The sequence below is a fragment of the Serratia sp. GW822-FHT06E05 genome (assembly GCF_058799445.1).
This window is the reverse complement of sequence record NZ_JBXALM010000001.1, coordinates 1255642-1278359: the sequence shown is the minus strand read 5'-3', so window position 1 is coordinate 1278359 and position 22718 is coordinate 1255642. Positions and strand designations below refer to the sequence as shown.

General features: G+C 56.2%; 21 protein-coding genes. 13 read left to right on the top strand and 8 right to left on the bottom strand.

The genetic code is table 11. The features are described 5' to 3' along the window. Window positions 1-16: 16 nt before the first annotated feature. From AC1RKC_RS05985 to AC1RKC_RS05960, 6 genes are all read left to right on the top strand, one after another. Complete coding sequence (locus AC1RKC_RS05985) at window positions 17-1894, top strand: dipeptide ABC transporter ATP-binding protein (RefSeq protein WP_493091877.1); 1878 nt, start codon at window positions 17-19, stop codon at window positions 1892-1894. A gap of 23 nt (window positions 1895-1917) precedes the next feature. Continuing rightward, the gene (gene gsiB, locus AC1RKC_RS05980) at window positions 1918-3456 is read left to right on the top strand and encodes a glutathione ABC transporter substrate-binding protein GsiB (protein ID WP_020825980.1); all 1539 of its coding nucleotides are present in this window, start codon (window positions 1918-1920) and stop codon (window positions 3454-3456) included. A gap of 50 nt (window positions 3457-3506) precedes the next feature. Further along, window positions 3507-4427, top strand: coding sequence for a glutathione ABC transporter permease GsiC (gene gsiC, locus AC1RKC_RS05975; protein ID WP_046374081.1), 921 nt, complete (start codon window positions 3507-3509; stop codon window positions 4425-4427). Between the two features lie 9 nt (window positions 4428-4436). Next, window positions 4437-5345 carry a glutathione ABC transporter permease GsiD gene (gsiD, locus tag AC1RKC_RS05970; RefSeq protein WP_170868507.1) on the top strand — a complete coding sequence of 303 codons (909 nt, stop codon included), beginning with the start codon at window positions 4437-4439 and terminating at the stop codon, window positions 5343-5345. Between the two features lie 27 nt (window positions 5346-5372). Next, complete coding sequence (locus AC1RKC_RS05965) at window positions 5373-5600, top strand: hypothetical protein (protein ID WP_129983565.1); 228 nt, start codon at window positions 5373-5375, stop codon at window positions 5598-5600. A 380-nt stretch (window positions 5601-5980) separates the two neighbouring features. Next, the gene (locus AC1RKC_RS05960) at window positions 5981-6172 is read left to right on the top strand and encodes a hypothetical protein (protein ID WP_493091878.1); all 192 of its coding nucleotides are present in this window, start codon (window positions 5981-5983) and stop codon (window positions 6170-6172) included. Between the two features lie 61 nt (window positions 6173-6233). Here the strand turns inward: AC1RKC_RS05960 and fghA are convergent, their stop codons facing one another. Genes fghA through ptrR form a run of 3 tightly spaced genes read right to left on the bottom strand, consistent with a single transcriptional unit; the run spans window position 6234 to window position 9164 of the window. Next, on the bottom strand, window positions 6234-7076 hold the full coding sequence (gene fghA / locus AC1RKC_RS05955) for an S-formylglutathione hydrolase (RefSeq protein WP_493091879.1): 843 nt from the start codon (window positions 7074-7076) through the stop codon (window positions 6234-6236). Window positions 7077-7090: 14 nt separating this feature from the next. Further along, entirely contained in the window at window positions 7091-8218 is a 1128-nt protein-coding gene (locus tag AC1RKC_RS05950) for an S-(hydroxymethyl)glutathione dehydrogenase/class III alcohol dehydrogenase (protein WP_020825986.1), read from the bottom strand. A 28-nt stretch (window positions 8219-8246) separates the two neighbouring features. After that, the gene (ptrR, locus tag AC1RKC_RS05945; RefSeq protein ID WP_046374078.1) at window positions 8247-9164 is read right to left on the bottom strand and encodes a putrescine utilization regulator PtrR; all 918 of its coding nucleotides are present in this window, start codon (window positions 9162-9164) and stop codon (window positions 8247-8249) included. Between the two features lie 107 nt (window positions 9165-9271). On the opposite strand from ptrR, the gene AC1RKC_RS05940 reads away from it, so the two are divergent. The 7 genes from AC1RKC_RS05940 to mglC all read left to right on the top strand — a co-directional run bounded on the left by AC1RKC_RS05940 (window position 9272) and on the right by mglC (window position 17704). After that, window positions 9272-10429: a YbfB/YjiJ family MFS transporter gene (locus AC1RKC_RS05940; RefSeq protein WP_490635195.1), complete on the top strand. Its 1158-nt coding sequence runs from the start codon at window positions 9272-9274 to the stop codon at window positions 10427-10429. 247 nt (window positions 10430-10676) lie between these two features. Next, the gene (gene folE / locus AC1RKC_RS05935; RefSeq protein WP_041414357.1) at window positions 10677-11345 is read left to right on the top strand and encodes a GTP cyclohydrolase I FolE; all 669 of its coding nucleotides are present in this window, start codon (window positions 10677-10679) and stop codon (window positions 11343-11345) included. A 68-nt stretch (window positions 11346-11413) separates the two neighbouring features. Next, window positions 11414-12595, top strand: a complete 1182-nt coding sequence (gene yeiB, locus AC1RKC_RS05930) for a DUF418 domain-containing protein YeiB (RefSeq protein WP_048761668.1) — start codon at window positions 11414-11416, stop codon at window positions 12593-12595. A 129-nt stretch (window positions 12596-12724) separates the two neighbouring features. After that, entirely contained in the window at window positions 12725-13762 is a 1038-nt protein-coding gene (gene galS, locus AC1RKC_RS05925; RefSeq protein ID WP_493091883.1) for an HTH-type transcriptional regulator GalS, read from the top strand. A 254-nt stretch (window positions 13763-14016) separates the two neighbouring features. Then, the gene (gene mglB / locus AC1RKC_RS05920) at window positions 14017-15009 is read left to right on the top strand and encodes a galactose/glucose ABC transporter substrate-binding protein MglB (protein WP_493091887.1); all 993 of its coding nucleotides are present in this window, start codon (window positions 14017-14019) and stop codon (window positions 15007-15009) included. Window positions 15010-15173: 164 nt separating this feature from the next. Further along, window positions 15174-16682, top strand: coding sequence for a galactose/methyl galactoside ABC transporter ATP-binding protein MglA (gene mglA, locus AC1RKC_RS05915; RefSeq protein ID WP_020825993.1), 1509 nt, complete (start codon window positions 15174-15176; stop codon window positions 16680-16682). 11 nt (window positions 16683-16693) lie between these two features. Further along, window positions 16694-17704 carry a galactose/methyl galactoside ABC transporter permease MglC gene (gene mglC, locus AC1RKC_RS05910; protein WP_012005998.1) on the top strand — a complete coding sequence of 337 codons (1011 nt, stop codon included), beginning with the start codon at window positions 16694-16696 and terminating at the stop codon, window positions 17702-17704. 66 nt (window positions 17705-17770) lie between these two features. Here the strand turns inward: mglC and sanA are convergent, their stop codons facing one another. The 5 genes from sanA to AC1RKC_RS05885 form a co-directional block, all read right to left on the bottom strand. Next, window positions 17771-18508 carry an outer membrane permeability protein SanA gene (sanA, locus tag AC1RKC_RS05905; RefSeq protein WP_493091891.1) on the bottom strand — a complete coding sequence of 246 codons (738 nt, stop codon included), beginning with the start codon at window positions 18506-18508 and terminating at the stop codon, window positions 17771-17773. A 167-nt stretch (window positions 18509-18675) separates the two neighbouring features. Continuing rightward, a complete protein-coding gene (locus tag AC1RKC_RS05900) occupies window positions 18676-20373 on the bottom strand; it encodes an NAD-dependent malic enzyme (RefSeq protein WP_020825995.1) in 1698 nt (565 codons plus the stop codon). A 222-nt stretch (window positions 20374-20595) separates the two neighbouring features. Next, window positions 20596-21480 carry a cytidine deaminase gene (cdd, locus tag AC1RKC_RS05895; protein WP_149573383.1) on the bottom strand — a complete coding sequence of 295 codons (885 nt, stop codon included), beginning with the start codon at window positions 21478-21480 and terminating at the stop codon, window positions 20596-20598. A gap of 135 nt (window positions 21481-21615) precedes the next feature. Next, window positions 21616-22311 carry a CidB/LrgB family autolysis modulator gene (locus AC1RKC_RS05890; protein WP_020825997.1) on the bottom strand — a complete coding sequence of 232 codons (696 nt, stop codon included), beginning with the start codon at window positions 22309-22311 and terminating at the stop codon, window positions 21616-21618. Then, window positions 22308-22715, bottom strand: a complete 408-nt coding sequence (locus AC1RKC_RS05885) for a CidA/LrgA family protein (protein WP_020825998.1) — start codon at window positions 22713-22715, stop codon at window positions 22308-22310. The genes AC1RKC_RS05890 and AC1RKC_RS05885 overlap by 4 nt, the downstream gene beginning before the upstream one ends. Window positions 22716-22718: the final 3 nt, after the last annotated feature.

Sequence of the window (22718 nt, the reverse complement as noted above, 5' to 3'; positions counted from 1 at the left end):
ATCGCCAGGAGGGTGCATGACCGATGCCTTAATGCCGCTTGCGGCCGACGCCGGGCTATTATTGCCGCCGCAGCGCGTGCTGTCGGTGCGCGATCTGAGCGTCCAATTTCAACAACAGGGCGATACCGTAGAAGCGGTGCGCAACCTGTCATTTGATCTCGATCGCGGTGAGACGCTGGCAATCGTCGGTGAATCCGGTTCGGGTAAATCTGTCACCTCTCTGGCATTGATGCGCCTGGTCGAACAGGGCGGTGGCAACATCGTCAGCGGGACGATGCCCTTTCGTCGGCGTAACGGCGAGGTGCTCGATCTGGCCCACGCACGTCAGGGTACATTACGCACGGTGCGCGGTGCCGATATGGCGATGATCTTTCAGGAACCGATGACCTCGCTGAACCCGGTATTCCCGGTAGGGGAACAGATCGCCGAATCTCTGCGCCTGCATCAGGCGATGGATCACCGCGCCGCCAGACAAGCCGCCTTGCAGATGCTCGATTTGGTGCGCATTCCCGAAGCCAAAGACGTACTTAACCGTTACCCACATCAGCTCTCCGGCGGTATGCGCCAGCGGGTGATGATCGCCATGGCGCTGTCCTGCAAGCCAGCCTTATTGATTGCCGATGAACCTACCACAGCGCTGGACGTCACCATTCAGGCGCAAATCCTGCAGCTTATCCGCGTACTGCAGCAGGAAATGCAGATGGGGGTGATTTTTATTACCCACGATATGGGCGTAGTGGCGGAGATAGCCGATCGGGTACTGGTCATGCGTCAGGGGGAACAGGTGGAGCAGGGGCCGGTGCACGAACTGTTTGCCGCGCCGCAACAGCCCTACACCCAAGCGCTGCTGGCGGCGGTACCCAGGCTGGGATCAATGGCGGAGTTGGACTTCCCGGCGAAATTCCCGTTGCCGAACGGCGCAGACAATGGCGGGCCACAAAATACCGTACCGCCGGGGGCGACGCCGATCCTGCGGGTAGAAAATCTGGTTACGCGCTTTGACCTACGCAGCGGTATTTTAAATCGCGTCACCCGGCGAGTACATGCGGTGGAAAACGTCAGTTTTGAGCTCTACCCCGGCGAAACGCTGGGGCTGGTGGGAGAGTCCGGCTGCGGCAAATCCACGACTGGCCGCTCGTTGTTGAAGCTGGTGGACAGCCAGCGCGGCACCATTACCTTTGACGGTCGTCAGATCAATCAGTTGAAAGGCCCGGCGCTGCAGCACCTGCGGCGGGACATCCAGTTTATCTTCCAGGATCCTTACGCCTCGCTCGATCCGCGTCTGACCGTCGGGTTCTCGATCATGGAACCGCTGCTGGTACATAACGTGGCGCGTGGCAAGGCGGCACAAGAGCGCGTGGCCTGGCTGCTGGAACGCGTCGGGCTTAAACCAGAGCATGCGCGTCGTTATCCGCATGAGTTTTCCGGTGGCCAGCGGCAGCGAATCTGCATTGCGCGCGCGTTGGCGCTTAATCCCAAGGTAGTGATCGCTGACGAATCGGTGTCGGCGCTCGACGTGTCGATTCAGGCGCAAATCGTCAATCTGCTGCTCGATCTGCAGCGTGAGTTCGGCATCGCCTTTTTGTTTATCTCGCACGATATGGCGGTAGTAGAGCGCATCAGCCACCGCGTTGCGGTGATGTATCTCGGGCAGATTGTCGAGATTGGCCCGCGTCGGGCGCTGTTTGAGAACCCGCAGCACGCTTACACCCGCAAGCTGATGGCGGCGGTGCCGGTGGCCGATCCTAACCATGCTTATAAACGCCAGCCGCTGCTGGTCGATGAAATCCCCAGCCCGATCCGCGCGCTGGGCGATGAACCCGTTACCGCACCGCTAGTGCAGGTTGGACCGGGGCATTTTGTCGCCCGCCATCCGATCGCCGGTGCCTTTTAGTGACCTCAGGAGAGACAAGCACCATGAAGCACTCATTCAAACGTAAGGCATTAGCGGGCGCCGTGCTGCTGGCGGCCGCGGTCGCCGGCCCAGCCTGGGCTGCGAAAGATGCGGTGATCGCCGTCGCGTCCAATTTCACCACGCTTGATCCGTATGATGCCAACGATACGCTGTCGCAGGCGGTGGCCAAATCCTTCTATCAGGGCCTGTTCGGTTTCGATAAAGACATGAAACTGGTGAACGTGCTGGCGGACAGCTATGAGGTGAGCAAAGACGGCCTGACTTACACCCTCAAACTGCATCCGGGGGTGAAATTCCATGACGGCACCGAGTTTAACGCCGAAGCGGTGAAGGTGAACCTGGATCGCGCCAGCAACCCGGACAATCACCTCAAGCGCTACAACCTGTTCAAAATGATCGACAAAACCGAAGTGGTGGACGCCAATACGGTGAAGATCGTGCTGAAAGCGCCATTCTCGGCCTTTATCAACAACCTGGCGCACCCGGCGGCGGTGATCATTTCGCCGGCCGCGCTGAAGCAGTACGGCAAAGAGATTGGTTTCCACCCGGTGGGGACCGGCCCTTATCAGTTCGTGACCTGGAACCAGACCGATTTCGTCAAGGTGAAAAAGTTTGACGGTTATTGGAAACAGGGGCTGCCGAAGCTCGACAGCATCACCTGGCGCCCGGTCGTGGATAACAATACCCGCGCTGCCATGCTGCAGACCGGTGAAGCGACCTTTGCCTTCCCGATCCCGTATGAGCAGGCCAAGGTATTGGAAGGCAATGCCAAGCTCGATTTGGTGGCCGCGCCGTCGATCCTGCAGCGTTATATCAGCCTGAACGTGACTCAAAAGCCATTCGATAACCTGAAAGTGCGTCAGGCGTTGAACTACGCCATCAATAAAGACGCGCTGATCAAGGTCGCGTTCTCCGGCTACGCCGTTCCGGCGGAAGGCCCGGTGCCGCCAGCGATCGATTTTGCCACCCGTTACCAGCCTTGGCCTTATGATCCGGCCAAGGCGCGCGAACTGCTTAAAGAGGCCGGTTATCCTAACGGTTTCACCACCACCCTGTGGTCGTCTCATAACCACAGCACCGCGCAGAAAGTGCTGCAGTTTGCCCAGCAGCAGTTGGCGCAGGTTGGCGTTAAAGTGACGGTGACGGCGATGGATGCCGGTCAGCGTGCGGCCCAGGTGGAAAGCGTTGGGGTGAAAGACACCGGCGTGCGTATGTTCTATACCGGTTGGTCAGCATCAACTGGTGAAGCGGACTGGGCCTTGTCACCGCTGTTCTCAACCCAGGCTGCGCCGCCGAAGCAGTTCAACACGGCGTTCTACAGTAATCCGCAGGTGGATCAGGATCTGACCGGCGCGCTGGCGACCACCGACCGCGCAGAGAAGCAGAAACTGTACAAGGACGCGCAGGATCGTATCTGGGCAGATGCGCCATGGATTTTCCTGGCCACCGAGCGCTTGCTGTCGGCTAACAATAAACAGCTGAGCGGCTTTTACGTGATGCCGGATACCTCGTTCAACTTTGATAATGCCGATCTTAAATAAGGCACCGATCCCCGCTCTCCTGGAGGGCGGGGTGAAGGGACGCACCCAAGATGCTTAATTATTTTCTTAAACGACTGCTGGGCCTGATCCCGACGCTGCTGATTGTCGCGGTGTTGGTGTTTTTGTTCGTCCATATGCTGCCCGGCGATCCGGCGCGGCTGGCGGCAGGACCGGAAGCCGACGAAGCGGTAGTACAGCTGGTGCGTAAGGATCTGGGGCTGGACAAGCCGCTGCCGCAACAGTTCGTGCACTTTTTTGTCAATGCGCTGCGGGGGGATTTCGGTACCTCGATGGTTTCCAAGCGCCCGGTGAGCGAAGAGATCGGCTCGCGCTTTTTACCGACCCTGTGGCTGACGCTGAGCAGCATGCTGTGGGCGGTGATTTTCGGTATGGGCATCGGCATGGTGTCTGCCGTGTGGCGTAACCGCTGGCCCGATCGTCTCGGCATGACCCTGGCGGTCTCCGGGATTTCGTTCCCCGCCTTTGCGCTGGGTATGCTGCTGATGCAAGTGTTTTCCGTCAATCTCGGTTGGTTGCCGACGGTGGGCGCTGACAGTTGGCGGCACTATATTTTGCCTTCCATCACCCTTGGGGCTGCGGTAGCGGCGGTGATGGCGCGTTTTACCCGCGCTTCGTTTGTTGAGGTGCTGCAGGAAGACTACATGCGTACCGCGCGCGCCAAAGGCGTACGGGAAACCATGGTGGTAGTGAAACACGGGCTGCGCAACGCGATGATCCCGGTCGTCACCATGATGGGATTGCAGTTTGGCTTCCTGCTCGGTGGCTCGATCGTCGTGGAGAAGGTCTTCAACTGGCCGGGGTTGGGCAGGCTGCTGGTCGATTCGGTGGAGATGCGTGATTACCCGGTGATCCAGGCCGAAGTCTTGCTGTTTTCGCTGGAGTTTATTCTGATTAACCTGTTGGTGGACCTGCTGTATGCGGCAATTAACCCGGCAATACGATACAAATGAGGGCGCTGCATGATTAAGCATTGGCGACGCGACGCCGCACTGAAGGCGATGCCGACAATTGACCCTAACGCGGTGCGGACGCCGTGGCATGAATTCTGGCGGCGGTTCCGTCAGCAACGCGTGGCGCTGGTCGCAGCGCTATTGGTGCTGCTGTTGGTGTTTGCTGCGCTGCTGGCACCCTATCTGGTTCCCTTTGACGCGGAAAATTACTTTGATTACGACCGCCTGAACGAAGGCCCTTCGCTGATGCATTGGCTGGGGGTGGATTCGCTGGGGCGGGACATTTTCAGCCGCATTCTGATGGGGACCCGTATTTCGCTGGCCGCCGGGGTGTTCTCGGTGCTGGTGGGCGGGCTGATCGGTACGCTGCTGGGTCTGCTGGCGGGCTATTACGAAGGCTGGTGGGATCGCATTACCATGCGTATCTGTGATGTGCTGTTCGCCTTTCCCGGCATCTTGCTGGCGATCGGCGTGGTGGCGATTATGGGCAGCGGCATGGCCAACGTGATTATCGCCGTGGCCATTTTCAGCATACCGGCATTCGCCCGATTGGTACGGGGTAACACCCTGGTGTTGAAGCATCTGACCTACATCGAGTCGGCACGCAGCATTGGCGCGTCAGACTGGACCATTATCATGCGGCATATTCTGCCGGGGACAATTTCGTCGATTGTGGTGTATTTTACCCTGCGTATCGGCACTTCAATCATCACCGCCGCCAGCCTGTCGTTCCTCGGGCTGGGTGCCCAGCCGCCAACGCCGGAATGGGGCGCAATGCTCAACGAGGCGCGGGCGGATATGGTGATTGCGCCGCACGTGGCGATTTTCCCCAGCCTGGCAATATTCATCACGGTGTTGGCGTTTAACCTGCTGGGAGATGGCTTGCGCGATGCGTTGGATCCGAAGTTGAAGGGATAACCGTTTTTTAGTCCAAAGGAGCTGGCTATGAGCAATATCAGTAAAAAGGGAATTAAAACAAGCATGCTGATTACCATCATCACCTATTGGGGAGGATCCTATCTGGTGCGCAATTCGTCGCTTCTGGTAGCCTACCCCAATATTAGCTATGTGGATGTGGTTGTTGGTTTGCTGGCATTTTTTGGTATCTGGAAGGCCTGTAACCTGATGCAAGCCTTCTACCGTTGGTATAACGGCATCGAGAATGTTTCATGATCTTTAGCGTGAGAGAAGGCTAACGTACCGGATAAGATGAACTTATCTCAAGGTTAATACGCTAAGTTTTTAGTGTTCTAATTAAACTGAGTCTTTTAGTGTTGTCGGTTAATAACCGAAGAATACATGATTAACCTATTGCTCTCGTCACGTTTTCACTAAATAAAATTTGTATTTTACTTTCGCAATTATATTATCACTATGGTTGCCCAGTATGTTTGTTTGTGAGGGTTTAATAACTTTAATTCATGGAGTGAGTAATATGGCTATTCGTGAGTTAACATCACAGGGTCTTGATTTATTTCGGGTGGAAATAATAGCCCTAATAGTGTGAATGGTCAGTACCGTTGGTAATATTCACCGCATCAATGGAATATCAAATGAAAGACGTTATATATGTCGCTTTATGGATATGGGTATCATTTGATTTAATTCAATACTCTTCACTGGCCCTTATGAAACCTCATAATAGCTATGTGGATATTGCCGTGGCGGTTTTCGCCTTTTTTGGCGTGAAGTCGGTACTGACTTCTGTTGAGAATTTTTATTATTGGTTTAATGGCCGGGAATAAGCAGTCGCCGTAATAAGTGCTTGCGATAGCGATTATCGCAAGCACTGTTACGGTTTTATGATCAGCGGAACAGATGTTCGGCGTGGAAGCGCAGATGGTCTTCGATAAAGCTGGCGATGGTAAAGTAGCTGTGATCGTAGCCCGGCTGAATGCGCAGGATCAGCGGCCAGTCGCGCTGGCGTGCCAGCTCGGCCAGTTTTGCCGGCTGCAGTTGATCTGCCAGGAACTGATCGTCGTCACCTTGATCCACCAATACCGGCATTTTTTCCGCGCCGTTGGCCAGCAGGTGGCAACTGTCATACTGCAGCCACTGGCTTTCGTCGTCGCCCAAATAGGCGGCAAAGGCTTTACGTCCCCAGGGCACCTGACAAGGGTTAACGATCGGCGCAAACGCCGATACCGACCGGAAGCGCTGCGGATTGCGGAACGCCATCATCAGTGCGCCGTGGCCCCCCATCGAGTGACCGAAAATCGACTGGCGATCGCTGACGCTGAAATGCTGGTTGATCAACGCCGGCAGCTCATCGCTGATGTAGTCGCACATGCGAAAGTGCTTGTCCCACGGCGCTTGTGTGGCATTCAGATAGAAGCCTGCGCCCTGGCCCAAATCGTAGCCTTCATCATTCGGCACATCGTCGCCGCGCGGGCTGGTGTCGGCCATCACCAATACCAGTCCCAGCTCGGCGGCGATACGCTGCGCACCGGCCTTCAGCGTGAAGTTTTCGTCATTGCAGGTCAGCCCCGACAGCCAGTACAGCACCGGCGGCGGGTTATCATCGCGCGGTGGCGGCAGATAGATGCTGAAAGTCATGTTGCAATTCAGGCTCTGCGCCGCATGGCGGTAACGCTGTTGCCAGCCGCCAAACATGCGGTGCTCTTCGAGAAGTTCTAATGACAAGGTCATCTCTGCCTCCTGGCTTATTTTTTGTCGAAGTGAATAACGGAACGAATGGATTTGCCTTCGTGCATCAAATCGAACGCCTCGTTAATCTGCTCCAGGCCCATGGTGTGGGTAATAAAGTCATTCAGCGCGAATTCGCCGTTCATATAACGCTCGACGATACCCGGCAGTTGCGAACGGCCTTTCACCCCACCAAAGGCAGAGCCGCGCCAGACGCGACCGGTCACCAGTTGGAACGGACGAGTAGAGATTTCCTGACCTGCACCGGCGACGCCGATGATTACGGATTCGCCCCAGCCTTTATGGCAGCATTCCAGCGCTGAACGCATTACGTTGACGTTGCCGATACACTCGAAGGAGAAATCTACGCCGCCGTCGGTCAGTTCAACGATCACATCCTGGATCGGTTTATCGTAGTCTTTCGGGTTGATCAGATCGGTAGCGCCCAGCTTGCGCGCCAGATCGAACTTGCTGGTGTTGATGTCGATGCCGATGATGCGACCTGCACCGGCCATCTGTGCGCCGATAATGGCCGACAGACCGATGCCGCCAAGGCCGAAGATGGCAACGGTATCGCCTTTTTGCACTTTGGCGGTGTTGATAACCGCACCCATGCCGGTAGTGACGCCGCAGCCGAGCAGGCAGACTTCTTCCAGCGGTGCTTCTTTACTGATTTTGGCCAGTGAGATTTCCGGTACCACGGTGTATTCGGAGAAGGTTGAAGTGCCCATGTAGTGGAAAATAGGCTTGCCGTCCTTAAAGAAGCGGGTAGTGCCGTCCGGCATCAGGCCCTTGCCTTGGGTGGCGCGGATCGCCTGGCACAGATTGGTTTTGCCGGATTTACAGAATTTGCACTCGCCGCATTCCGGGGTGTACAGCGGGATCACGTGATCGCCTACCGCCACGCTGGTCACGCCTTCGCCGATGGCTTCCACCACGCCGCCGCCTTCATGGCCGAGGATTGCCGGGAACACGCCTTCGGGATCGGCACCGGACAGGGTGTAGGCGTCGGTGTGGCAGACACCGGTGGCGACGATCCGCACCAGCACTTCGCCTTTTTGCGGTGGCATCAGATCGACTTCTTCGATCTTCAGCGGCTGGTTCGGTCCCCAGGCAACGGCGGCACGGGTTTTGATCATTTCCATCATAGTCTCCAGTGGTCTATTTTTTAAATCAGGCTATGTCGATAGCATCGGGTAAGTCATGGGCAGTATTTTCAACCGCAACGGTTTCTGCCTGTTCAATAATCAGTTCTTTCAGGGCGCGAACGTTCGGGCCAAAGGCGTCGCGCCGCCACAGTAGCCAGGTGGCAGTTTGGGCAATGTCGTCCGGCAGGGTGTGTACTTTCACGCGTTCGTGGCCGGGCAGCAGGCTGAGTACCGAATGCGGGATCATCGCCAGCCCGGCGCCGCTGGCGACGCAGGCCAGCATGGCGTGGTAGGACTGGATTTCCATAATCTGGCCTGGCAGTGCACCTTCGCGCTTGAACCAAGACTCCAACCGCAGACGGTAAGAACAGCTTGCGCGGAAGGCAAACAGGGTTTCGCCCTTGGCATCTTTGGCGTTATGGATCGGCAGGTGGTCGAGACAGGAGATCACCACCATATGTTCGGGGAAGGCAATACAGCCATTGAGTTCGTCATACTGCACCGGCCCGTCGACCAGCGCGGCCGCCAGCGTACCGGCGCGGACTCGCTCGGTGATCTCGCCGGAGGTGCCGGTGGTCAGCGACAGCGACACCTGCGAAAAACGCTGATGATACGCCGCCAGCAGGGTGGGCAACCGGGTGGCGGCGGTGCTTTCCATCGAGCCGATGGCGAAGTTACCCGCCGGCTCACCGGCATGGGTGATGCTCATAGCTTCTTCGCTCAGTGCCAGGATACGGTTGGCATAACAGAGAAAGTTATGGCCCATCGGCGAAAGGCGCAGTCGCTGTTTTTCACGGATAAACAGATCGGTGCCCAGTTCCTGTTCGAGCTGACGCAGGCGTGTGGTCAGGTTCGAGGGGACGCGGTGCAATTGCTCTGCGGCACGGGCGACGGAGCCGGTTTCGGCGACGCTGCAAAACATGCGGAGCTGGGTCAGATCCATTATCTTCTCTTTTCGTGATGAACTTGATGAGTATTATTCAGTTTTTGTGAGTGTAATACTGCTGCATGATACTGGCAACTTTCTTTTAACAGTATGGATAACTCTACATGGCCTTAAGAATTGCCCTGAGCGGTTTTATCGCGTTGATCGTTGCCATGGGGATCGGCCGCTTCGCCTTTACCCCGCAGGTGCCGCTGATGATTGCTGAGCATCAGTTTACTCTGACCGGCGCCGGATTGGTGGCGGCCATCAACTATCTGGGCTACCTGTGCGGCGCTTACGATGCCATGCGTGCCAGCCGACACGTGGAACGTCGGCTGTGGTTGGGCGTGTGGGGGGCGGTGATCTTGACGCTGCTTTCCGCCTGGGTGCAGGGGGAGTGGTGGCACGGAGCGGTGCGTTTCTTCATCGGGTGGGCCAGCGGTTGGTCGATGGTACTGGTGGCGGCCTGGACCAACGAACGGTTGGCACACTATGGCCGACCGGCGCTCAGCGCGGCGGTGTTTGCCGGCCCGGGCGCCGGGATTTTTATCAGCGGCATGCTGGCGGTGGGGATCCACAGCCTGGCGTTGACCGCGTCACAGGCCTGGCTGGTCTACGGCGTACTGGCGCTGGTATTGATTGGCGCGATCAGCATTAATCTGCCGAAGACCGGCGAATTGCATCGTCCTGACGTGGCCCCTGAGCCATTGTTGTTGACCCCGGCGCTGAAACGTCTGGTGTGGAGCTACAGTCTCGCAGGCTTTGGTTATATTCTGCCGGCCACTTTTTTGTCGCAAATGGCCGCGGCGCGTTTTCCCGGCAGCCTGTTCGCGCAATTTGTCTGGCCGATTTTTGGTGGGGCGGCGGTGCTGGGGATTGTCATCGGTATTCTGACCCGTCACCGGCTGACTACTCAAACCCGGCTGGCTATCACCCTGTGGGTACAGGCATTGGGGGTGTTAAGCGCGGAAATCGTACCGGGAGTTGCCGGCTTGGCACTGGGCGCGTTGCTGACCGGTGGCGGCTTCCTCAGCGTGGTGCAGCTGTCGATTCAGCATGGCCGTGAGTTGGCACCCAACCATGCCCGTTATATGGCGGGACTGCTGACTACCGGTTATGCGATTGGCCAACTGGTTGGTCCGACGCTGTCGGCGTTGTCTACCGCATTGACCCACCGGCTGGAACCGGCATTGTACGTGGCCGTGGCGGCGCTGGTTGTGGCCGGTCTGCTGGTGGTCAATACGTCGGCTCGCGAGTTGGCGCGAAAACCGATGGCGCAGTGATTAAATTCCGTACAAAAAACGTGGAATAGCCGCAGCCGGCCTGATTGTGCTAAATGCGAATATTTCACCTGCGGATGAAACACAATCACTGGATAATCCCCTCGCTCTCATCTAGAGTGGGGGCAAAATCTTGACTGGGTTCACGTTATTAACTGCGGAAACGTCTGTCGTCAGGAGAGTATGCAATTCATCCCTCTGCTCGGTAAAACAGCCGGATGGGTGAGTTCAAGTCCGTTGGAGAGAAGAAATGACATCATCATTAAGTAAAGAAGCTGCATTGGTTCACGCGGCGCTCGAAGAGCGCGGTCTGGAAACTCCGTTGCGCGGCGAAGTGCTGGATCGCGAAACGCGTAAACGTCGTATTAAAGAGCACATGACCGAAATCATGCAGCTGCTTAATCTCGATCTGTCCGACGACAGCCTGGCGGAAACCCCGCACCGCATCGCCAAAATGTATGTCGATGAGATTTTCTCCGGCCTGGACTACGCCAACTTCCCAAAAATCACCGTCATTGAAAACAAGATGAAAGTGGATGAAATGGTGACGGTGCGTGATATCACGCTGACCAGCACCTGCGAACACCATTTTGTCACCATCGATGGCAAGGCGACCGTTGCCTACATTCCCAAGGATGCGGTGATTGGGCTGTCGAAAATCAACCGTATCGTGCAGTTCTTCTCCCAGCGCCCACAGGTGCAGGAGCGCTTAACTCAGCAGATCCTGGTGGCATTGCAAACCTTGCTGGGCACCAATAATGTGGCGGTATCAATTGATGCGGTCCATTATTGTGTTAAGGCGCGCGGTATCCGTGACGCGACCAGCGCCACCACCACGACCTCTCTGGGCGGGCTGTTCAAGTCCAGCCAGAACACCCGTCAGGAATTCCTGCGCGCGGTGCGCCATCACCAGTCGTGATGGGTCGCTAGAATGGTAACAGGCGCCTGCGGGCGCCTTTTTAATGAGCGGAATACAGCGATAAAATAATGAACACTAGCCCAACGGCTCCTTTGCCGCGCATCGCCACGCTGGACTGCGTGCGCGGTATCGCCATCCTTGGCATTTTGCTGCTGAATATCAGCGCCTTTGGCCTGCCGAAGGCGGCCTATCTCAATCCGGCCTATCTGGGCTTGCCTACAACGCGCGATGCCTGGACCTGGGCGCTGCTGGACATTTTCGCGCAGGCTAAATTCCTGGCGATGTTCGCCCTGTTGTTTGGCGCCGGGCTGCAGATGCTGCTGCGCCGCGGCAAAGGCTGGATACGTGCACGGCTGTCGTGGCTGGTGCTGTTTGGCCTGGGACATGCCATTTTCCTTTGGGATGGCGATATCCTGCTGGCCTATGGGCTGATCGGGTTGGTGTGCTGGCGGATGATCCGCGATGCGAAAGAAACCTATCAACTGTTGAAAACCGGCGTGGTGCTGTACCTGATTGGTGTCGGGGTGCTGTTGTTGTTGGGCTTCATTTCGCACGGTGAACCTGGCAGTTTCTGGCAACCCGGCGTGGCAGAGCTGCAGTATGAGAAGTTTTGGAAGCTGCAGGGCGGGATGGAAGCCTGGCGCAGCCGCACCGATCTTCTTTCCTCCAGCCTGCTGGCGATTGGCGCGCAATACGGTTGGGAGTTGGCGGGGCTGATGCTGTTCGGCGCCGGTTTAATGCGCAGTGGCTGGCTACGCGGCACTTATTCACCGGGTTACTACCGCCGGCAGGCAGCATGGCTGATACCGCTTTCATTGCTGATCCAACTGCCGGCCGTGGTGCTGCAATGGCATCTTCACTGGGACTACCGTTGGAGCGGTTTTTTATTGCAGGTGCCACGTGAGCTGGGGGCGCCCCTGCAGGCGATGGGCTATCTGGCGCTGTGCTACGGTTTTTGGCCGACGCTGTCGCGTTTGCGCATTGGACACTGGTTGACGCAGGTCGGGCGCATGGCGCTGAGCAATTACCTGCTGCAAACGCTGATCTGCACCACGCTGTTTTATCGCTTTGGCCTGTATCAACAGTTTGACCGCCTGCAACTTTTGGCTTTCGTTCCGTTGGTTTGGCTGGCTAACCTGTTGTTTTCAAACCTTTGGCTGCGCTATTTCGAGCAGGGGCCGGTGGAGTGGCTGTGGCGCAAACTCACCGCCCTGGCTACCGGCAAGGTAGAGCCCAAGGCGGTGAATTGAGATCTGGCGCAGGTAGGTTAAAAAAATGTATGTAAACGTTTTCTTTCCTGTGACGTAATTCACGCAGAGGAGGATGACAAACGGGGTAGGATAGCGCCACTGTCAACTACCCCGACCTCAGGATCCTTCATGACCTCTGTTCACCCAACCACCATTCGCGACGTGGCGAAGCGTGCGGGCGTGTCTGTGGCGACCGTCTCCCGCGTGCTGAATCACAGCGCCCTGACCAGCAAAGAGACGCGCGAGCAGGTATTGAAGGCGGTGGCTGAACTGGGCTATCGACCCAATGCCAATGCGCAAGCCCTGGCCACCCAGAGCAGCGATACCCTTGGGGTGGTGGTGATGGACGTCTCCGATCCCTTCTTCGGCGCACTGGTGAAAGCGGTAGACACCGTGGCGCAACAGCACCACAAATACCTGTTGATCGGTAACAGCTATCACCAGGCGGATAAAGAGCGCCACGCCATCGAGGTGCTGATTCGCCAACGCTGCAACGCCTTGATTGTTCATGCTAAAACTCTGTGTGATGCCGAGCTGATCGCCTTTATCGATCAGGTGCCGGGTATGGTGCTGATCAACAGAATCATACCCGGCTATGAACATCGCTGCGTCGGGCTCGATAACGTCAGTGGCGCAGAGATGGCGATGCGTTTGTTGTTGTCGCAGGGCCACCAGCGTATTGGTTATCTGGGCTCGAACCATCCAATCGAAGACGGGCCGCTGCGCCAGCAAGGCTACACGCAGGCGATGGCGGCGGCCGGGCTGGCAACGCCCGACAGCTGGCGCGCCTATGGTTCGCCAGATTTGCAGGGCGGGGAAGAGGCGATGATCGAACTGCTTGGCCGCAACCTGCATCTTAGTGCGGTATTCGCCTACAACGACGCCATGGCCGCCGGGGCGATGGCGGTGCTGAAAGAAAACGGTATCACAGTACCGCAAAACTTTTCGCTGGTTGGGTTCGACGACATCCCTATCGCTCGCTACACCAGCCCCAAGCTCACCACGGTGCGTTACCCGATTGTCACCATGGCGACGCTGGCCACCGAACTGGCCTTGCTGGGCGCGGCAGGCAAGCTGGAGCCGCAGGCCCGCCATTTGTTTATGCCGACCCTGGTCCGACGCCATTCTGTGGCTCCTTGGCAAAGTGAGGCGGCGGTCACTCTCTGAACATTTAATCTTGTGTAACCGTTTTCAATCTGTGAGAAAATTCACAGATTATTAACATCACGCCGTCTATGCTCTAGGCGTTTTCCAGCGTAAAGGCACTTGCCGCTGCTGTTTTAACTCACGCTGGCGCCACATTTTTCAGGAATAACATGATTCACGGATGACAGGGAAACTGCCAGGCCCGGTCGTGCTGACACCGCCGGTTGCCCTTGGCCTAATACCGAGCAAGACCCTACATAAACCGGAGACACACAATGAATAAGAAGGTTTTCACCCTGGCCGCGACGGCCGCAGCCATGATGTTTGGCGCCACAGCTCACGCAGATACCCGTATTGGCGTCACGATTTATAAATATGACGACAACTTTATGTCGGTGGTGCGCAAGGCAATCGAGAAAGACGCCAAGGCCTCTCCGGATGTCACCCTGCTGATGAATGACTCGCAGAACGACCAATCCAAACAAAACGACCAGATCGACGTGCTGATCGCCAAGGGCGTAAAAGCGCTGGCGATTAACCTGGTGGATCCAGCGGCTGCCCCGGTGGTGATTGATAAGGCACGCGCAAACGATATCCCTATCGTGTTCTACAACAAAGAGCCTTCCCGCAAAGCGCTGGACAGCTATGACAAAGCCTATTACGTGGGCACCGACTCTAAAGAGTCCGGCGTGATCCAGGGCCAACTGATTGAGAAACACTGGAAGGCCAACCCGAACTGGGATTTGAATAAAGACGGCCAGATCCAGTATGTGTTGCTGAAAGGTGAACCGGGCCATCCGGATGCAGAAGCGCGTACCACTTACGTGGTGAAAACGCTGAATGACGACGGTATCAAAACTCAGCAACTGCAGATGGACACCGCGATGTGGGACACCGCACAGGCAAAAGACAAGATGGACGCCTGGCTGTCCGGCCCTAACGCCAACAAAATCGAAGTGGTTATCGCCAACAACGATGCCATGGCGATGGGTGCGGTAGAAGCGCTGAAAGCGCATAACAAATCCAGCATCCCGGTATTCGGTGTCGATGCCTTGCCAGAGGCTCTGGCGATGGTGAAATCCGGCGCAATGGCGGGGACGGTGCTGAACGATGCCGACAACCAGGCCAAAGCCACCTTCGAGCTGGCGAAAAACCTGGCGGCGGGCAAACCTGCTGCCGACGGCACCCAATATAAAATCGACAATAAAGTGGTGCGCATTCCTTACGTTGGCGTAGATAAGGACAATTTGTCCAAATTTGTTAAGTAAGTTCTGAATGGCCCCGCCTGCGGTGCGCTGCCCGGCGCCAACACCAGGAAAGCCGCCGGCGGGGTAATTTTTCTTAAAATCACAGCCCAGATCCGATGAGTTTCAAGCTGCAGCTAATTAGGCGGCGGTTTGGAAGGTGTCGGGTCACATAGCCAGGTGTATTTATGGCCGACAGCCCACGCGAATTTTTGCTGGAAATGACTGATATCAGTAAATCATTTCCCGGCGTCAAGGCATTGGATAATGTGAATCTGCGCGTTCGTCCGCACTCCATTCATGCATTAATGGGAGAGAACGGCGCGGGGAAATCGACATTATTAAAATGCCTGTTCGGCATTTATAAAAAGGATGCCGGCAGTATTATTTTTCAGGGCCAGGAAATAGATTTCAAAAGCTCTAAAGAGGCGCTGGAACACGGCGTGTCCATGGTGCATCAGGAATTAAACCTGGTCTTGCAGCGCACCGTGATGGACAACATGTGGTTGGGGCGCTACCCGACCAAGGGCATGTTTGTCGATCAGGACAAGATGCTGAAAGATACCCAGGCGATATTCGACGAGCTGGATATTGATATTAACCCGCGGGATAAAGTGGGCACGCTATCGGTATCGCAAATGCAGATGATTGAAATCGCCAAGGCTTTCTCCTATGACGCCAAGATTGTCATTATGGATGAGCCTACTTCATCGCTGACGGAAAAAGAGGTGAACCACCTGTTCACCATTATCCGCAAGCTGAAGGAACGCGGCTGCGGCATCGTCTATATCTCGCATAAGATGGAAGAGATCTTCCAGCTGTGCGACGAAATCACCATTCTGCGTGATGGCCAGTGGATCGCCACCCAGCCGCTGGAAGGGCTGGATATGGACAAGATCATCTCGATGATGGTGGGGCGTTCGCTCAGCCAGCGTTTCCCCGATCGACAGAATACGCCGGGCGAGGTGATCCTGGAGGTGAAGAACCTGACCTCCTTGCGCCAGCCTTCGATTCGCGACGTCTCTTTCGATCTGCATCAGGGCGAGATCCTCGGCATCGCCGGGCTGGTGGGGGCCAAACGTACCGACATCGTCGAAACCCTGTTTGGCATCCGCGAAAAAATTGCGGGTACCATCAAGCTGCACGGTAAAACCATCAACAACCACAGCGCCAATGAGGCGATAAACCACGGTTTCGCACTGGTTACCGAAGAACGTCGTTCCACCGGGATTTATGCCTATCTGGACGTGGGGTTCAACTCGCTGATCTCCAATATTCGCAACTACAAAAATAAAATCGGCCTGTTGGATAACGCCCGCATGAAAAGCGATACCCAGTGGGTGATCGATGCCATGCGGGTCAAAACCCCGGGCCATCATACCCACATAGGTTCGCTGTCGGGCGGTAATCAGCAGAAGGTGATCATCGGCCGTTGGCTGCTGACTCAGCCGGAAATATTAATGCTGGATGAGCCGACGCGCGGCATTGACGTCGGCGCCAAATTCGAAATTTATCAGCTGATGACCGAACTGGCGAAGAAGGGCAAGGGGATCATTATTGTCTCGTCTGAAATGCCGGAGCTTTTGGGAATTACCGACAGAATACTGGTGATGAGTAATGGTCAGGTTGCGGGCATCGTCAACACCAAACAGACCTCGCAAAATGAAATTTTACGTCTTGCATCCCTGCACCTTTAAGGATCAGAATTATGAACGCGCTGAATAAAAAAACTTTGTTCACCTATTTCAAGGAAGGTGGCATTTACGTAGTGTTGCTGGTGCTGCTGGCAATTATTATTATCCAGGACCCGACCTTCCTCAGTCTAATGAACCTGAGTAATATCCTGACCCAGTCTTCGGTGCGCATCATTATTGCACTGGGCGTGGCGGGGCTGATTGTTACCCAGGGGACTGACCTGTCCGCCGGGCGCCAGGTTGGCCTGGCGGCGGTGATCGCGGCGACGTTGTTGCAGTCGATGGACAACGTGAACAAGGTATTTCCGCATATGGAAACCTGGTCGATCCCGCTGGTGATCCTGCTGGTGTGCGCCGTGGGTGCGGTGATCGGTCTGGTGAACGGTTTGATCATCGCTTACCTCAATGTGACGCCGTTTATTACCACGTTGGGCACCATGATCATCGTTTACGGCATCAACTCGCTGTATTACGACTCCGTTGGCGCATCGCCAGTGGCGGGGTTTGATCCCAAGTTTTCCACCTTTGCCCAGGGGTTCCTGCGTTTTGGCGACTTTAAGCTGTCGTACATCACCTTCTACGCCATCATTGCGATTATTTTTGTCTGGATCCTGTGGAATAAAACTCGCTTCGGCAAAAATATTTTCGCCATCGGCGGCAACCCTGAGGCGGCCAAGGTTTCTGGCGTGAACGTGCCGCTGAACCTGATCATGATTTATGCGCTGTCCGGGGTGTTCTACGCCTTCGGCGGCTTACTGGAAGCGGGCCGTATCGGCAGCGCCACCAATAACCTGGGCTTTATGTATGAACTGGACGCCATTGCCGCGTGCGTGGTGGGCGGGGTGTCCTTTGCCGGCGGTGTCGGGACGGTGCTGGGGGTCGTGACCGGGGTCATCATCTTTACGGTTATCAACTACGGCCTGACCTACATTGGCGTTAACCCTTACTGGCAGTACATCATCAAGGGCGGCATCATTATCTTCGCCGTGGCGTTGGACTCCTTAAAATACGCCAAGAAAAAATAGTTGTGTCTTAGCTATGAAAACGGCCAGCAAATGCTGGCCGTTGCTGTTTCCAGGGCGGGATAAAGCTTATTTGGCCTTTTGTTTTTCCGCAGCCAGCTTGTGTTCCAGCTCAACCAATTGCTCTGGCGAAACTGCCGGGTAGCCTTGGGCATCTTCCGGTACGGTATGCATGCCGGAAATGGGGATCAGTGGTCCGAGGAAGCGCGGCTCGCGTTTTAGTATGTACAAATCGGTCAGCGCGCCAAGGCGGGCGAAGATCTCGCGTGCCCGTACCGTCATCATGTCTTTTGGCGAAGGGACTGCGTAGCACTGAGCCTGGATCCCCATATGCAGCGCGATAAACAGCGCACGCTCGCAATGGAAGCGCTGGGTGATAATGATGAAGTCGTTGGTGTCGAACACTTTGCGGGTGCGTACGATAGAGTCAAGAGTACGGAAACCGGCATAATCCAGCACGATATCGCTGGGCGCCACGCCTGCGGCGATCAAATCGCGGCGCATGGTCATCGGCTCGTTGTAGCTTTGCTGGGCATTGTCGCCGCTCAGCAGCAGGTATTTCACTTTGCCGCTGTTATAGGCATTAATCGCGCCCTGAATGCGGTAGCGATAATATTGGTTGATCACGCCGGTGCGGTAATATTTGGCCGTGCCCAGTACCACGCCGACCTGGCGATGAGGCAGGCCTTGCAGTTCGTCATAGACGTAAGGCGCGGTTTTCCAGCTGATCCAACGATCGAGCGCGAGAGCCGAAAGCATCAACAGCGCAGTGATGATGAACAGGCTGATTATCAGGCGTTTCCACATGTTATTGCCTTACGCGCACAGGGGCCAAAAAAGATGGCTCAAGGCTACTTTACCTGACAGGCCGACGCAAGCTTGACGCCCTATCAAGCAAGCATTGCACCGCATTTTTAGGCAGTTTGAGCATAAAAAAAGCCCGGCGAGCCGGGCCTGATGTTTAACTGCGCAAATCAGAATGAAGTGCGCTTATAGCTGCGGTATTGCGGGCGCCAGAAGTTGTGTTCGATGCCTTTAGACAGCGCTTCTTCTGAGGTGACCACTGCCACACCTTGCAGCTGCGCCGCTTTACCCACTTCCATGGCAATGCACTTGGACACGCCCTGAATATCGTCGATATTCGGCAGCAGTGCGCCATGCCCGTCAGTTGCCAGCGGCGAACAGTCGGCCAGCGCACGGCTGGCGGCCATCAGCATCGCGTCGGTTACGCGGGTGGCACCGGAGGCCAGTACGCCCAATCCAATCCCCGGGAAGATATAGGAGTTGTTGCACTGGGCAATCGGGAATACCTGATCTTTGTAGCTCACCGGCGCAAACGGGCTGCCGGTTGCTACTAATGCAGCGCCTTCGGTCCAGTTAATGATGTCTTCCGGGCGGGCTTCCACGCGGGAGGTTGGGTTGGACAGCGGCATGACGATCGGGCGCGGGCAGTGCTTGTGCATTTCGCGGATCAGTTCTTCGGTAAACAGGCCTGGCTGGCCCGAAACGCCGATCAAAATGGTTGGCTTGGCATTACGCACCACGTCCAGCAGGGAAATGGCGTCGCTTTCTGTTTGCCATGCAGTCAGATTCTCGCTCTTTTGCACCAGCTTGCTCTGGAAATCGAGCAGGTTAGGCAGTTTGTCGGTCAGCAGGCCGAAACGGTCGACCATAAAGACGCGCGCGCGGGCTTCGTCTTCGCTCAGGCCTTCGGATTTCATCTGCGCGATAATTTGCTCGGCAATGCCGCAACCTGCAGAGCCGGCGCCCAGGAAGGTGACGGTCTGATCGCGCAGTTGGCTGCCAGCGGCGCGGCTGGCGGCGATCAGGCTGCCCAGCGTGACGGCTGCGGTGCCCTGAATGTCGTCGTTGAAGCAGCAGATTTCGTCACGGTAGCGGTTCAGCAGCGGGGTGGCGTTATTCTGCGCAAAATCTTCGAACTGCAGCAGCACGTTCGGCCAGCGGCGCTTGACCGCCTGGATAAACTCTTCAACAAAGGCGTGGTATTCGTCGCCTGAAATACGCGGGTGACGCCAGCCCATGTACAGCGGATCGTTCAGGCGCTGCGGGTTGTTGGTGCCGACGTCCAGCACCACCGGCAGGGTATAGGCCGGGCTGATGCCGCCGCAGGCGGTGTACAGCGACAGTTTACCGATTGGAATGCCCATGCCGCCGATACCCTGGTCGCCCAGACCGAGAATGCGCTCACCGTCGGTGACGACGATCACCTTAACGTTTTGCTTGGTGGCGTTTTGCAGCATGTCGTCAATGCGGTCGCGATTAGGGTAGGAGATAAACAGCCCACGCGCCCGGCGGTAAATATCGGAGAAGTGCTCACAGGCCTCACCCACCGTCGGCGTGTAGATGATCGGCATCATCTCGCTCAGGTGCGCTTCCAGCAGGCGATAGAACAGGGTTTCGTTGGTGTCCTGGATATTACGCAGATAAATGTGTTTATCGCTGTCGTTTTTGAAATCCTGGTACTGGCGGTAGGCACGTTCCGCCTGCTCTTCGATGGTTTCTACCGCTTCTGGCAGCAACCCGTGCAGGTTGAAATGGCTGCGTTCATCCTCGGTGAAAGCGCTGCCTTTATTGAGCAGCGGGAATTCCAGCAGAATAGGGCCGGCATAAGGGATGTAGAGAGGGCGTTTGCTTTCGTATTCAAGTTCCATGGCTTTTGCTCTTCAACGTATCGGATAACTTTATGGGCTAGATCCTAAAAGATCGGGGAAATATGTACAGCAATTGTTATCGGATCATGAGGTAAATTGGCGTAATTATCGACGATCAAGTCCTAATTTAACTAAAGAAAGTGTTTTAAGACGTGAATGCCATTGTAATCGGCTGGCGGGGCTGGTAACAGCGGTGCCGGGCAGCACCGCCAGGGGGCAGATTTAGAAAGTGATACGGGTGACATTTTGGCAACCCAGCGCGGCCAACGTGGCGCGGGTGGCATCCCATTGGGTGAGGATGGCACTGTCGGGCTCGGCCAGCACCGCTCGAACCACTTTTTGGCAGTCGCCGCCGGAGACGTTCATCAGAATCAGCGCGGCCTGCAGCGGTGGCAGGCTGGGGTTGAAGGCTGCGTTTTCCGCATAGCGACCGCTATAAATCGTTCCGTCTTCGGCTTCCAGTGCGACGCCGCTGTGGGCATTGCTGTAGGGCGCGTGACTCTGATTGGCGGCAGCCAGCGCGGCCATCTCCAGTTCGTCGGTCAGCGTCAGTTGGAAACCATGATCGACGCGGTCCATCAGCAACGTGGCGATATTCAGGTCTTTCGGGCCGAAGGCATCCGGCAGATAGTCGCCCAGGGTGGCCGGTTCGCGACCGGGCAGACGAATTTTCAGCGTGGTACCACTGTTGAGTTCGTTCATAAACTGACGGCAGTGGCCACAAGGCGTGTAATTAACGGTGATGGAGGCTAACGCTGATTCGCCGCGTAGCCAGGCATGAGTTACGGCACACTGCTCTGCATGAATGGTTTGTTGCATCGGTGCGCCGCTGAACTCCATGTTGGCGCCAAAATACAGGTTGCCGCTCTGCCCGCGAGCAATGGCGCCAACATAAAACTGCGAAATCGGCGCTAACGAGCAGGCCGCCGCCAGCGGCAGCAGAGCGAATGCCAGAGCATCATCATCCAGCCCGCAGCGCTGCTTGATAGCATCCACTTGTTCCGCCTTGAGCATGGCCGGAAAATCAGGCGCATCAAAATAAGGCAGCAGGGCGGATTGCAATGTGGCGGGCAGTTCAGCAAAAGCGGTTTGAAAACGCGGGTGCATAGAAACTCTCTCTACAGGTTAACGGGATAACATTCTAGGCAGCCCAGCGCGAATAAAGTGTGATGCAAATCTCTTTATTGATGAAATCAATGCAATGAAAACCATAAATGCGAGATGTATCGCAAGTTTTAGGCCTTAGGCAAACAGGTGCAACAGCACCGGAAACAGAAACGGCGCCAGCAGCGAGGTGATGATGCCGCAGATCACCAGGGCCAGTGAACCAAATGCCCCTTCCTGATAGTCCATTTCCGCACAGCGTGCCGTGCCCAGCGCATGTGACGCGGTCCCCATTGCCAACCCGCGTGCCGAGCGGGTGGTGATTTTCAATACTTTGAACAGCGTATGCCCGAAAACCGCGCCGAGAATACCGACGAAAATCACGCAAACGGCGCTGATTGCCGGAATGCCGCCGAGCGACTCTGCGACCGCCATGGCGATGGGCGTGGTGACCGATTTTGGCATGATGGAAGCGGCAATTTCCGGCGTGGCCCCCATCCATAAAGCGATGGCGCCGCCGCTGATCATCGCGGTCAGGCTGCCGATAAAGCAGACGGCGATAATGGACTTCCAGCGCGCGCGGATCTGATGCAGCTGTTCATACAGCGGATAAGCCAATGCCACTACGGCCGGTTGCAGCAAGTCATTGAGGATTTTACTGCCCTGAAAATAACGCTCATAAGGAATACCGGTCAGCAACAGCAGGGGGATGATCACCGCCATCGACACCAGCAGTGGGTTCAGCAACGGCATGTTCAGCCATTGCGCCAGTTTGCGCGCTGCAAAATAGATGGCCAGCGTCAGCGGTAATGACCACCAGATTTCATGGATCATTTTTCGCCCTCCGCGGCATCCGGCTTGCCGATGATGGTGCGCTCCCGGTGGAAATAATGTGAGGTGTAGCCGACCACCACCAACACCATCAGGGTGCTGACGATGCAGGACACCACCAGCGGCCCCAGATGCTCGATAATTTGGTCATAGTATTTCATCACTCCCACGCCGATAGGCACGAACAACAGCACCATATAGCGGATCAGCAGGTGGCAACCGGGTTTGACCCATTTGGCCGGCAGAATTTGGGTGGAGAGCAGGGCGAACAGCAACAGCATGCCGATAATGCTGCCCGGAATGGCGATCGGCAGCAGAGCCGCGATGGCATTGCCGGCGAACAGACAAAGGTAGATAAGGACGAATGCCCTCAGGTATTTCCAGCACAGAGTGAGTAGCTTGGCCATAAC